We start from the raw sequence: 14,716 nt of genomic DNA, 5'->3' as shown, positions 1-14,716 counted from the left end.
ACGGCAAAACATAGAGCTGAATTCGAATCTGAAAAGCCCACAAATCGGACCGTTTTTCCGTTCAAATAGCGTGGCAAACCCAACAAAAAATCCAAACACCCGTCAACAGGATGAGCGTTAGCTCGGCTGCAGTTCTTGATCTTGATCCACCGGCCCCGTCGGCAGGCTGAGTGGAGGGATTGATCCGGGGGTGGGAGCGCAGCGACCGTTTGGCGCAGCCAAACACATCGAGAGGAGGTGCAGCGAAGCAAACCGGAGGCGATGCCCCCGGATCAATCCCGCAGCGAAGGAACCCGAGCCACAGCGAGGGCCGTACGTCAGGGCACAGACCTTTGGTTACTTTGGGGCGTTTGCCAAAGTGACCCGCCGTAAGGGCGGAACCCTAATCAGCCGTTACCGCAGCAACGGATATTCACCCATCCCTTCAAGCCACAGCAAACACCTCTACCAAGCGCTCAGCAATATGCTGCTGCGCCTCTTCAGCCTCATCAATGATCGCGCCCATACGCATGAAATCGTGGGTCATACCCTCATACACCTTCAATTCCACCTCAACCCCCGCCGCCTGCAAATGACGCGCATACGCCACGCCCTCATCGTGCAACGGATCACACTCGGCCAAGACCAGCAGCACGGGCGCCACGTTCGCGCTGACCTCTGCCAGCAACGGCGAGAAGCGCGGATCGAGACGATCGCTGACCTCGCGTTGATAGTGCTCGTAGAACCACTGCAGCGAAGCCTTTTCCAGCAGATACCCTTCCCCGAACTGCTCAATGGAAGGCGTGCTGCGACTGGCATCAGTGACCGGATAAATCAGCACCTGCAAGCGCGGCTGTACGGTGGCATCCGCCAGTTGTGCGGCGAGTACCGTGGCCAGGCTGCCGCCGACGCTGTCACCGGCAATTGCCAGGCGCGCGGCGTCGATGCCCAGATCCTGCGCGCTGGCTACCAGCCAATCCCAGGCATCGCAGGCATCATCGGCCGCCGTTGGAAAGCGAAACTCAGGCGCCAAGCGATAAGCCACCGAAAGCACCACACAATCAGCCATCGAAGCCAAAGCCCGGCACAGCGAATCATGGGAATCGAGACTGCCGACCACGTAACCGCCGCCATGGAAATACAACAGCGCCGGGCGACCGGCACCTGCATTCAAAGGCTGATTGCTGTAAATCCGTGCGTTGAGGCGCGTGCCGTCGCGCACGGGCAATTGCAGTTCATTCACCACTTGCAGCTCTTCACCACCGGCATCCATCAACAACGACGATTGATCGAATTGTTCACGGGCTTGTGCCGGGCTCAGCTCATGCATGCCGACGCGCTTGCCACTGGCCCGGCCGTTGCCGACCAGTTGCAGAAACGCGGCGATATCAGGGTTCAACGACATTCAAATCTCCAGACCGGTCGAACGCCATCAGGCGCCCGAGCGGTTTTTCAAGTTCAGAGCAAGTTCAGGACATGGCTACTGGTTCAACGATCTCGCCGAGCATTTCTTCAGCCTCGGAGAGGAAAGTTTCATCGCGCGGGATCTGGAAGTGCCCGCAATCGAGCCATTCGCCGCCCATGCCTGGCTGTTCGAGTTGCACCGCCAGTTCCATCGCCTCCTCTTCGCGCCCCAGGGTCCACCAGCAGATCGGATTGACCACCAGCGGTGCACAGCGATCCAGTTGCAACGACAGTTGCTTGAGCCGGCGCGCCACGCTGAACACATGGGCCAGTTCATCGGCGCCCAGTGCCACGTAGGTTGAGGCGCTGCGTTCGGCGCTTATGGCCGCGGCGAACAATGCACGCAGGTTCTGCGGCGTTTCTTCGTCGTCGATGCTCAAGCCCAGCGCGGCGTCCGGCAGGGTCACCCGCAGGAAGTCACGCAGATCGGCCTGCCAATCATCCACCGCCCCTTCGTTGACCTTGGCGGATGGCACGAAGCTGTCCACCAGACCGATGAACTTGACCGTCTGCCCGGCCTGTTCGAATTGTGCGGCCATCAACATCGCCAACGTCCCGCCCAGCGACCAGCCCAAGAGATGGTAAGGCCCGTGCGGCTGTTTCTCGCGGATCTGCGCGACGTAATTGCTGGCCATGTCCTGCAACGAAACATCGTTGAAAGCCGGATCGAGCAACATCCGCGACTGAATCGCCAACACCTGACGGCGACCGCCCAAGCGGCGCGCCAATGGCTCGTAGTCGAACACCGTGCCGAAGCCCGCGTGAATGCAGAACAGCGGCGCAACACCCTTGACCTCAGCGTTCATCGCCAGCAGCCCGGAAGTTTTTTCAGCAGCGCCCTGCACGCTGGCCACCAGTTCGGCGATGCTCGGTTTCTGCATCAGGTCGCGCAGTTTCAGGCTCAGGCCCTGGGCCTTGAGTACACGGCTGCGGGCCACGACTTGCAGACTGAGGATCGAATCGCCGCCCAGTTCGAAGAAGTTGTCGGTGAGCCCGACGCGCTCGATTTTCAGCACGTCCTGCCAGATCTTCGCCAAGGCTTTTTCCAGCTCAGTGCGTGGTTCCACGTACACCAGACGCTGTTCAGCGTCCGGGTTCGGCAGGGCCTTGCGGTCGAGTTTGCCGTTCGGCGTCAGCGGCATGCGCTCAAGCACCATCAAATGCGCAGGCACCATGTAATCCGGCAGGCTGGCCTTGAGTTGCTCGCGCAAGCGTTCGCACAAACCGTCTGCCGGTGTATCGGAAGCAGCCAGCACATAGCCGAGCAGTTGCTTGCCGCTGACACCCTCGCGGGCCACCACGGCGGCGTCACGCACGCCCGGCTGCTGCTTGAGACGCGCCTCGACTTCACCCAGCTCGATGCGGAAACCACGGATTTTCACTTGGTGGTCGATTCGTCCCAGGTAGTCGACGGTGCCGTCCTCACGCTGGCGCACCAGGTCGCCGGTACGGTACAGGCGACTGCCATCGGCGCTGAACGGGTTGGCAACGAAGCGCTCCGCAGTGCCGCCGGCACGTCCCAGATAACCGCGAGCCAACGCGCCACCGAGGTACAGCTCACCGGCAATGCCGGCCGGCAGCGGATTTAGGTCGGCATCGAGCACATAACCGCTGCGCTCACCGACCACACTGCCGATCGGCGCGTAGGCCGCACCGCACTGATCGTCAGCACTGGCCTTCCAGATCAGCGGCGTCACCACGGTTTCGGTCGGGCCGTAGCCATTGATGATGTAGTGCGGTTTCAGTGCCCGTTTGGCCAATTCGAAACTCGCCACCGGCACCGCATCACCGCCGAAGCAGTAGATCCGTACCGGCGGCGGGTTACCGTGCTGTTCGGCGTGCTCGGCCAGTTGCTGCAAGTACACCGGAGGGAACGCCGCCACGGTCACGCCATGCTCATGCAGAGCGTTGTAGGTCTGCTCGGCCGTCCACAGGCTGTCATCACGGATCAGCAGGCGCCCGCCATGCGTCAGGGTGGTCAGCCAGCGCTCATGCGCGCCGTCGAACGCGAACGACATGAAGTGCAATTCGCAGTCGGCTTCGCTCATTTCGTAACGCTGGCCGATGGCCTGGCAGTGCATCGCCAACGGTCCATGCGCCACACCGACGCCTTTGGGCTGGCCGGTGGAACCGGAGGTATAAATCACGTAGGCGAGGTTGCCCGGTTGCACCGCAACCTGTGGCGCCACCGCTGCCTGAGCGCTCAAATCCAGTTGATCGAGTTCCAGCACATGCAGGTTGGCCTGCGCGGGCATCACCTGACGCAGACTCGAATCACTGAGCAACAGCGCAATGCCGGAATCGCGCATCAGATAACTCAGACGTTCGCGCGGATACGTCGCGTCCAGCGGCACATAAGCGCCTCCGGCCTTGAGCACCGCCAACAGCGCGACGATCATGTTTTCGCTGCGTGGCAGGGCCACACCGACGCGGATTTCCGGGCCGACACCTTCGGCGATCAGCGCATGGGCCAGACGATTGGCCCGGGCCTCGATCTGGCCGTAGCTGAAGGTCTCGCCATTGAAGATCAATGCAGTTTGGCCTGCATGCGCTTGTGCCCATTGTGCGATGCGCTGGTGCACTGCCGGTTCTTGCGAAGGAGCCGGCAAAGCCTGCGCGATGCATGCATGGCCGGTCGGCAGACCGATGCGGCCCAGCGGTTGCGCGGCATCTTCCGTCAACGCAACGAGCAGGCCTTCCATGTTGCTGCGGATGCCTTCCACCGTCGCCCGGTCGAAATGCTCGCGCAGGAACATGTACTCGATCACCAGACCTTCTTCGAGCGTGACCATCAAGTCCATCGGGAAGTTGGTCAGGCCAGAGTTATTGATCTCGCCGAACTTCAGCGAGTCGTCGCGCCATTCGCGCAATGCCTGGTCGATCGGGTGATTCTCGAACACGATGATGCTGTCGAACAGCGACTGCCCGGCGCGGCCGCCCCAACGCTGGACGTCGGTCAGCGGGGTGTACTCGCGCTCTCGCATTTCCAGGTTGAAGTCCTGCAACTCACGCAGCCACGGCCCCACCGCTTGCTCGGCCGGCACGTCCTTGATCACCGGCAACGTATTGATGAACAGGCCAAGGATCGATTCCGACGCCGGCAGACTCGCCGGACGCCCCGCCACCGTGGCGCCGAAGGCCACGCAGCGTTGACCGCTGTAACGGCTGAGCAGCATCAGCCATGCGCCCTGCACCAAGGTGTTCAGCGTGACTTGCTGAGCTTGCGCAAAAGCCTTGAGCTGTTCGGTGCGCTGCTCACCCAAGCGGCTGTAAAGCGCCTCGTGACCACGACCGCTGCCAGTACGCGTGACGGCGTCGGCCAGATAGGTCGGTTCGTCGAGCAGGTTCAAATGCTGACGCCAGAACCCTTCGCTGGCGTTGGCGTCCTGCTGTTGCAGCCAGTTGATGTAGCGGCGATATGGAACGGCGTCGGCCAGCGGCTTGCCGGAATACTGGCTCAGCACTTCGCCGATCAACTGCGAACTGCTCCAGCCGTCGATCAGGATGTGGTGGTAGGTCCAGATCAGCTGATAGCTGTCCTCATCTACCCGCACCAGCGCCAACCGTTGCAGCGGTGGCTGGTCGAGATCGAAGCCCTTGGCCCGCTCGCTATCCGCCAGCGCCTGCAAGGCTTCGGCCGAGTGATCCTGTTCGCGCCAGTCAAGCAGGCTGATCGGCAACTGCGGGTCAGCGAGCACGAATTGCAGCGGCTCGGCCATGTCCTGCCAGAGAAAACCGGTGCGCAGGATGTCGTGGCGACGGCTGACCGTTGCCCAAGCGGCTTTCAGGCGCAGGGGATCAAGGCCTTGCACCGGCACACTCAACTGGTTGACGTACAGATCCGATTCCGGCGAATTCAGGCCGAGGAACAGCATGCCCTGCTGCATCGGCGACAGGCGATAAAGCCCTGCCAACTGATCCTGCGGCAGCGGTAATTGCGCGATTTGCGCATCACTCAAGCCGTGCAGAGGCATGTCGATCAGCGCTGCCACCGGTACGTCTGAGGTGCTTGCGACGCGTTGCGCCAGTTGCTCGATGGTCGGGTGCTGGAACAGGTCTTTCGGGCTCAGTTCCAGGCCTTGCTGACGGGCACGGCTGACCACTTGAATCGAGATGATCGAGTCCCCGCCGAGGGCGAAGAAGCTGTCGGTGGTGCTGACCTGCGCCAGGCCCAGCACGTCTTTCCAGATGTCCACCAGCGCCTGCTCGGTGGCGTTGACCGGTTCGACGTGTTGTTGCGCCGCCGTGAGTTCCAACGCCGGTAAGCGCTTGCGATCAATCTTGCCGTTGGGGGTCAGCGGCAGTTGCGCCAGCCACAGACGGTGAGTCGGCACCATGTAATCCGGCAGGGTTGCACCCAGCCAAGTGCCGAGATCGTCGTGCAGTTCACGTTGCTGTTCAGCGCTGGCATCGACAATCACCGGATCGCTCGGCACCAGATAGGCGATCAATTGTTGGCTGCCCAGCACTTCACTGGCCACGACCACGGCTTCACGCACGGCGACGTGCGCCACCAGACGCGCTTCGATTTCGCCCAGTTCGATACGCAGGCCGCGAATTTTCACCTGATGGTCGATGCGCCCCATGTACTCCAGATCGCCCTCTTCGCGCTCGCGGATCAGGTCGCCGGTGCGGTACATGCGCTCGCCATTGGCGGCGAGTGGGTTAGGCACAAACCGCTCGGCGGTCATCGCCGCACGGCCCAGATAGCCGCGAGTGATGCCGGCACCAGACAGGTACAGCTCAGCCGAAACCCCTTGCGGGACAACGTGCAAATCGGCGTCGAGCAAGTGACTGGCGCTGTGGTCGAGGGCACGACCGATCCTCGCCTGACCACCGGCACTGCGGCGAGTCCAGGTCGAATAGGTGGTGTCCTCCGACGGGCCGTACAGGTCGAAAACGTGCTCGACGGTCGACTGCTGATACAGCGCATCCACCATGCCTTGTTTCAGCGGTTCACCCGCCAGATTGATGATCCGCACGCTCGACGGAATCTGCCCCGCGCGTTGCAATGCAGCAATGGCTGACGGCACGCTGTTGATCAGGCTCACCTGGTCGCGGGCTGCCAGTTGAGGCAGCTCCAACGCATTGCGCGCGATGATCAGCGAACCACCGTTGGCCAACGTGACAAACAGCTCCCACACCGACAGATCGAAGCACACCGACGTCGAAGCCAGCACACCTTGGATGTCATCGCGGCTGTAAACCTTGGCCGACCAGTCGATCAGCGCCATGACGTTGCGATGGGTAATCGCCACGCCTTTGGGTTTGCCGGTGGAGCCGGAGGTGTAGATCACGTAAGCGAGGTTGTCCGGCGCGACCGATGTTTGCGGTGCACTGCTCGGATAACCACTCAACGACACCTGATCCAGCAGCAGCGTTTGGGTATCGCTCGGCACACTCAGGGTCACGGCGACCGCTTGCTCGGTCAGCAACACCCGCGCACCGCTGTCGTCGAGCATGTAAGCAACGCGATCCGCCGGGTAATCCGGGTCCAGCGGCACGTAGGCGCCACCGGCCTTCAGCACCGCCAGCAAGGCGATAAGCAACTGCTCGGAACGCGGCATCGCCACGCCCACCCGCACTTCCGGGCCGACACCCAACTCGATCAGCTTGTGCGCCAGACGATTGGCTTGCGCGTCGAGCTCAGCGTAAGTCAGCTGATTGCTGCCGAAAGTCACCGCCAATGCATCCGGGGTGGCCGTCACCTGACGAGCAATGCCCTGATGAATGCACAGCTCGGTGACGAAATCGGCAGCGACGCTCGGCACGCTTTCGATCAGGTTCAACTCACTCAGCGAACGCTCGCCCGACTCGCTCATCTGCCCGAGCAAGCGCTGCAAGAACTCACCCAACTGCGCCACGCTGTGCGCCGCGAAACTTTCGCACTGGTAGCTGAAGTGCATCGACAACTCGTCGCTCAAGTGCACCAGCAAGGTCAGCGGGTAGTTGGTCTGTTCATGGTTGTTGATCTCGCCAAAGCGCAATTCCTGCGGTGCGCCCTGCTCCAGCGCCTCGGACACCGGGTAGTTCTCGAACACCAGAATGTTGTCGAACAGCGCTTCACCATTGCGCGCGGCCCAACGTTGAATGTCGAACAACGGCGTGTGTTCATGCTCGCGCAGGGCCAGGTTCTGCGCCTGTACGCTCTGCAACCACTCAGCAACGCTCGATTGCGCGCGGGGGCTGGCGATCACCGGCAAGGTGTTGATGAACAGGCCGATCTGCTGCTCGACACCTTTGAGTTCAGTCGGACGCCCCGCCACCGTGGCGCCGAACGCGACGCTCTGTTGACCGGTCAAGCGCTGCAACAGCAGCAACCACGCCGCCTGAATCAGTGTGTTGAGCGTGACTTTTTGCTGGCGGGCGAACTCGCCCAGACGACGGGTCTGCTCGGCATCGACAACACAGAAGTGCTCGCCATGCCCGTCCCGCGACGCATCCCCGCGTTGTGCCTGCAACGCCTGCGCCAGCAGGGTCGGCGCCTGCAAGTCGGCCAGTTGCGCAGTCCAGTAGTGCTCGCTGGCCTGCACGTCCTGACGTTGCAGCCATTCGATGTAATCGCGATAACGCCCGGCCAGTGCCGGTTGAGCAATGCCGCTGTAGCGTTGCAGCACTTCGCCGAGCAACTGCGAATTGCTCCAGCCGTCCATCAGGATGTGATGGTTGGTGTAGATCAGATGACAACGCTGGTCATCCAGACGCACCACGACCATGCGCAGCAACGGCCCCTTACTCAGGTCGAAACCTTGCGCCTGCTCAGCGGCGGCCAGTGCATTCAATTCGCTCTGGCCATCGCCGCGTTCGCGCCAGTCGAGCACGCTGAACGGCATGTCCAGTTGCTTGTGCACCACTTGCACCGGACGCGCCAGTTCACCCTGCCAGACAAAACTGGTGCGCAGGATGTCGTGGTTATCCACCGCCGCTTGCCAGGCTTGCTGGAAGCGTTGCGGGTCGAGGCCTTCGACGTCGAGGCGCACCTGGTTGATGTAATCGCCAGTGGCCTGTTCGTAAAGGCTGTGGAACAACATGCCCTGCTGCATCGCCGAAAGCGGATAAACGTCGGCAATCTGCGGCGCCGGCCATGGCAAGCCGTCGAGTTGCGCCTGAGTCAGGCCAGCCAAGGGGAAGTCCGACGGGGTCAGGCCTTCGATGCCCGGGGTCAGGCAATGGCCGATCAACACGGCCAGTTCCTCGGCGTAATCCGCCGCCAGCGCTTCAATGACCGCGCTGTCGAAACGTTCGCTGCTGAACGTCCAACCCACCCGCAGTTCGCCGCCATACACCTGACCGTTGAGGGTCAGCCAGTTGCCCAGCGGTGCGTCCGGGCTCTGATCGAGACCGGCATTGTCCGGTGCCGGCACGAACAGCGCGGTGGCATCGCCGTCGAAACTGCCGTCGAACTGACCGAGATAGTTGAAGGTTATGCGCGGTGTCGGCATGGCGCGCAAGCTCTGCTGTGCCTGTGCATCACCGAGGTGGCGCAGCGCGCCGAAACCGATGCCTTTGTCGGGGATCGAGCGCAGTTGCTCCTTGATCTGTTTGATCGACTCGCCCGCCGTCGCCGCCGGGGTCAGGCGCACCGGGAACAGGCTGGTGAACCAACCGATGGTGCGGGTCAGATCGACCCCGTCGAACAGCTCTTCGCGACCATGGCCTTCGAGCTGAATCAGCGTCGACGCCTGCCCGCTCCAGCGGCCGATGACTCGCGCCAGCGCCGTCAGCAACAGGTCATTGACCTGCGTGCGGTAAGCCGCCGGGGCTTCCTGCAGCAGTTGTCGGGTCAAATCGGCGCTCAGACGTGTCTGCACGGTTTGCGCCAACCGGTTTTGCTGACCGGCGTCCACGCGCTTGCACGGCAGATCAGTGCTGACATCGCTGAGGCAGGCCTGCCAGTACGCCAGCTCTTGCTGCAACACCGGGCTGTTGGCGTAGCGCTGCAATTGCTCGCTCCAGTCCTTGAAGGCGCTGGTCTTGGACGGCAGGCTCAACGGCTGACCATTGAGCAATTGCTGATACGCGTTTTGCAGGTCTTCGAGCAAAATCCGCCACGACACCCCGTCCACCGCCAGGTGATGAATCACCAACTGCAAACGTTGAGTGCCGTCGGCCAGGGTCGCCAACACCGCACGCAGCAACGGCCCGTTTTGCAGATCAAGGCTGCGCTGGGCGCGGTTGCCCAGGGCTTCAAGGGCGGCGGCATCAGCGACGTCTTCCTGCCACAGCAGGTTTTGCGATGGGGCTTCCACCACCCGGTGCTCGGCCTGCCACGCGCCATCGCGCTGAGTGAAATTCAGGCGCAAGGCATCGTGATGGGCCACCAGCGCGCGCAGCACTTGCTCGAGCTTTTCAGCGTCCAGAGGCTGACGTGGCTTGAGCAGCACCGACTGGTTCCAGTGGTGACGTTCAGGGATGTCATCTTCGAAAAACTGCTGCTGAATCGGCAGTAGCAAAGCCGCGCCTGTCACCGCTTGTTGATCGATACTCGACTCGTCCTCGCCCAGTTGCGCGACCAGCGCCAGACGTTGCACGGTCTGGTGCTGGAACAGGTCTTTGGGATTGAGGCGAATGCCGGCCTGACGAGCACGGCTGACCACTTGAATCGAAATGATCGAGTCGCCGCCCAGTTCGAAGAAGTTATCGTTGAGGCCCACTTGCGGCAGTTTCAGCACGTCTTGCCAGATCGCCGCCAAACGCTGTTCCAGCTCACTTTGCGGCGCTTGATACGCCTGCTGCGCCTGACTGGCATCCGGGGACGGCAACGCGCTGCGGTTGAGTTTGCCGTTGGCGGTCAGCGGCAGTTGCGCCAGCAGCAACAGGTGCGCAGGGATCATGTGATCCGGCAAGTTTTCCTTGAGTTCGGCACGCACTTTGTCACGCCACAGGCCTTGTTCGGCCGGGCTGGCGTCGAGCAGCGCGACATCGTCTGGCACCAGATACGCCACCAGTTGCTGACCACTGAGGCCCGGTTGCGCGAGCACCACGGCTTGGCGCACGGCGGCTTGTTCCAGCAATTGCGCTTCGATCTCGCCGAGTTCGATACGGAATCCGCGAATCTTCACCTGATGGTCGATGCGCCCGACGTATTCGATGACCCCGTCAGCGCGGTAACGCGCCAGGTCACCGGTGCGGTACAGACGCCCGCCATCAGCGGCAAACGGATCGGGAATGAAACGCAGGGTGGTCAGATCCGCACGGTTCAGATAACCCCGCGCCAGGCCGGCGCGCCCGATGTACAGCTCACCGATACAGCCTTTGGCGACCGGGTTCAGATCACCGTCGAGCAAGTACCACGACAGATCCGGAATCGGCTCGCCGATCGGGCTGCCGACATCGCCTTGCAGATCGGCCAGCGAAATCGGCCGGTAGGTCACGTGCACGGTGGTTTCGGTAATCCCGTACATGTTGATCAGTTGCGGCGCCTGATCGCCAAAACGCTCGAACCACGGGCGCAGGCTCTTGACCTCCAGCGCCTCGCCACCGAACACCACGTAACGCAGCGACGGCTGTTGCGCGGCGTGTTCCGGGGCGCACGCCACTTGCATCAATTGCTTGAACGCCGACGGCGTCTGGTTGAGCACGGTGATGCCTTCGCGGCAGAGCAAGGCGTAAAAATCTTCCGGCGAACGGCTGACCTCGTAAGGCACCACCACCAGTTTGCCGCCGTAGAGCAGCGCACCGAAGATCTCCCACACCGAGAAGTCGAAGGCGTAGGAGTGGAACAGGCTCCAGACATCGGCCGAGCCAAAATCGAACCACGCCCCCGTGGCTTCGAACAGACGCAGCACGTTGCGATGAGCCAGCAACGTGCCTTTCGGCTGGCCGGTGGAACCGGAGGTGTAGATCACGTAAGCCAGGTTGTCCGGGCTCATGCTGACTAGCGGATTATTGTCGCTGTAGCCTTCGAGACCGTCGCGCTCCTGATCAAGCATCAAGCTGCGGACCGAGTCCGGCACCGGCAGGCGACCGAGCAAATGACTTTGGGTCAGCAGCAGCGAGATGCTGCTGTCGCCGATCATGTAGCTCAGGCGTTCTTCCGGGTAGCTCGGGTCAAGCGGCACGTAAGCGCCGCCGGCCTTGAGGATCGCCAGCAGCCCGATCAGCATGTCGAGGCTGCGCTCCACCGCCAGACCGACGCGCACATCGGGGGCGACACCGCTGGCGATCAATTGGTGGGCCAACTGATTGGCGCGGCTGTTGAGTTCGCCGTAAGTCAGGCATTGCCCGGCACAGGTCACGGCAATCGCTTGCGGTGCGCGGGCAGCCTGGGCTTCTATCAGCTGATGCAGGCACTGCTCGCTCGAAAAATCGGCCACGGCCGGGTTCCATTGCAGCAAGGTCGCCGCACGCTCGGCGGCGTCGTGCAGCGGCAGGTCGGCGATGCGCTGGCCGCTGTCGGCGACGATGCCTTGCAGCAGATTCGTCCAGTGTTGCGACAGGCGCGCGATGGTCGGTGCGTCGAACAGGTCGGTAGCGTAGGTCAGCTCGGCCCAGACGTTGTCGGTGGACTCGAAGGTGTTCAGGGTCAGATCGAACTGCGCGGTGTTCGACGCCCAGCTCAGGCCTGCAATCTCGATGTTCGGCAAGCGCGTGGCGCCTTGTGCCTGACGGGCTTGGCTCTGGTGGTTGTGCAGCACCTGGAACAACGGACTGTGACTGAGGCTGCGCTCCGGTTGCAGCGCATCGACCAGTTGTTCGAACGGCAGATCCTGATGCGCCTGTGCGCCGAGCACGGTGTTTTTCACTTGCTGGAGCAGGCTGCGGAAGGTCTGCTGACTGTCGAATTCGGCTTTCAGCACTTGCGTGTTGACGAAGAAGCCAATCAGCCCTTCAGTCTCGACCCGGTTGCGGTTGGCCACCGGCACGCCGACGCGGATGTCGGCCTGACCGCTGTAGCGATGCAGCAAGGTCTGGAACGACGCCAGCAACAGTGCGAACAGCGTGACGTTTTCACGCTGGGCAACCTGCTTGAGCGCAGTCGCCAGCTCCAGACTCAGCGGGATGTCGCGACGGGCACCGCGATAGCTTTGTTCGGGCGGACGTGGGCGGTCGGTCGGTAGTTCCAGCAGCGGCTGATCACCGTCACCCAGTTGCGCAGTCCAATAGCTCAACTGACGCTCGCGTTCACCGGCGTCCATCCACTGCTTTTGCCACACGGCGTAGTCCGCGTATTGCACCGGCAGCGCTGGCAGTTGCACGGTCTTACCCTGGCTGTAAGCGGCGTACAACGCCACCAGCTCATCAACCATGACGGTCATCGACCAGCCATCGGAGACGATGTGGTGCAAGGTGATAACCAGTGCGTGGTCGTCAGCGGCCAGACGCAACAATTTGAGCCGCAGCAGCGGGCCTTTTTGAAGATTGAACAGGTGCAGGGTTTCTTCGGCGACCAGCGCTTGCAGCGCGGCCTCATCCAGATCGGCGGCAACGTCCTGCACGTGCAGATCCAGCGTTCCATGGGCCTGAATCACTTGCAGGGTCTGGCCCTGCTCTTCGACGAAGCAGGTGCGCAGGGATTCGTGGCGCTCGATCAGGGTATCGAAGCTGCGCTGCAACGCCGGCAGATCCAGCTCACCACGCAAACGCAACGCCGCCGGTACGTGATAGGCGGTGCTGGTCGGTTCCAGTTGCCAGAGGAACCATTGACGTTCCTGAGCATACGAAAGCGCCAGCGGTTGCAGGCGCGGCAACGCGACAATCGGCGGCTCCTGATGCGCCTGATCAACACCGAGCGCGGCGACGAAATCTTCCAGCGTGCTGTGTTCAAACAGCGTACGCAGCGGCACCTGAACGTTCAGCGCCTGACGCACCCGTGAGACCACTTGCGTGACCAACAACGAGTGGCCGCCCAGTTCGAAGAAGTTATCGCCGAGGCCCACGCGATCGAGTTTCAGCACCGCTTGCCAGATCTCGGCGACGGTGTGCTGGGTGGCGGTCTGCGGCGCGCTGTAGGTCGATTGCAATTGGCTGGCATCGGGCGCCGGCAGGGCCTTGCGGTCGACTTTGCCATTGGGGGTCAGCGGCAGTTGCGCGAGGAACAGCAGGTGCGCCGGCACCATGTATTCCGGCAGTTCAGCCTTCAGGCTGGCCTTGAGCGCGGCGCGTAGATCGGCCTCTGAAACATCGCTCGCCGATGGCACCACGTAGCCCACCAGTTGCGGGCCGGTCGGGCCATCCTGCGCGACCACGACGGTTTCGCGCACGCTGTCGAGCGCGAGTAAACGCGCTTCGATTTCGCCCAGTTCGATACGGAAACCACGGATTTTCACCTGATGGTCGATCCGCCCGATGTATTCGATCACGCCCTCGGCGCGGTAGCGGGTCAGGTCGCCAGTGCGGTACAGACGCGCGCCGTTCTTCGCGAATGGGTCCGGCACAAAACGTTCGGCGGTCAGGCTCGGGCGCTGGAAATAACCACGGGCCAGGCCATCGCCACCGATCAGCAGTTCACCCGGTGCGCCGAGCGGATTGAGCTCAAGGTCGCTGCCGAGGATGTACAGCGCGGTGTTGTCGATCGGCGTGCCGAGGAACGGTCGGCTGTTGTCCGCGCTCAGGGCGTGTTGCGCCGACCAAATGGTCGTCTCGGTCGGGCCATAGAGGTTCCACACGCTCGGCGTCAGCGCCAGCATGCGTTGCGCCAGTTCCTGCGACAGCGCTTCACCGCCACAGAGGAACGTGCGGCTGTTGAGGATCGCGGCGTGTTCGTTGTCCAGCAGCATGCGCCAGGTCGACGGCGTGGCTTGCAGCACCGAAACGGCGTGGCGCTCGATCAGTTCAAGCACCGCTTGCGGGTCTTGATGCACGTCCTTGCCGGTCAGCACCACACAGGCACCGGCCAGCAACGGGCCGTAGATTTCCAGGCCGAAAATATCGAACGAGAACGTGGTCAGCGACAGCATGCGATCAGAGGCCGTGATTCCCGGCTGCTTGATCATGCTCGCGACAAAGTTGCTCAGCGCCGCATGGCGCACCATCACGCCTTTCGGTTTGCCGGTGGAACCGGAGGTGTAGATCGTATAGGCCAGATGTTCGCCGTTGACCGCAACGTCCGGAGCGGTCTGTGGATAAGCCGCCAGCCAGCCGTGTGGCTGATCGAGCAACAGCGTCTGCACGCCCGCCGGAATCGGCAGCTGCGCCTGCAAATGGGTTTGGGTCAGCAGCAATTGCAGGCCGCTGTCCTCAATCATGTAAGCCAGACGATCTTCGGGATATGCCGGGTCCAGCGGCACATACGCCCCGCCCGCCTTGAGGATCGCCAGCAGGCCAATAATCA

2 protein-coding genes (1 of these 2 only partly in view) are annotated in these 14,716 nt (G+C 62.4%); both read right to left on the bottom strand.

Annotated features, from left to right (window positions below):
- Nucleotides 1-424: 424 nt before the first annotated feature.
- Complete coding sequence (locus ACA074_RS09400; protein WP_497678841.1) at nt 425-1,384, bottom strand: alpha/beta hydrolase; 960 nt, start codon at nt 1,382-1,384, stop codon at nt 425-427.
- A gap of 64 nt (nt 1,385-1,448) precedes the next feature.
- Nucleotides 1,449-14,716, bottom strand: the 3' portion of a protein-coding gene (locus ACA074_RS09395; protein ID WP_497678840.1) for a non-ribosomal peptide synthase/polyketide synthase. Its footprint extends 1,723 nt past the window's final position; only the last 13,268 of its 14,991 coding nucleotides appear in the window; the start codon falls outside the window, past its right edge; the stop codon is at nt 1,449-1,451.

Source organism: Pseudomonas sp. LBUM1655, from assembly GCF_059716085.1.
This window is presented reverse-complemented; position numbering and strand designations above follow the sequence as displayed.

Bases quoted from the DNA above. Each gene is read 5' to 3' on its own strand.
- ACA074_RS09400 (WP_497678841.1), bottom strand. From the start codon at position 1,384: ATGTCGTTGAACCCTGATATCGCCGCGTTTCTGCAACTGGTCGGCAAC.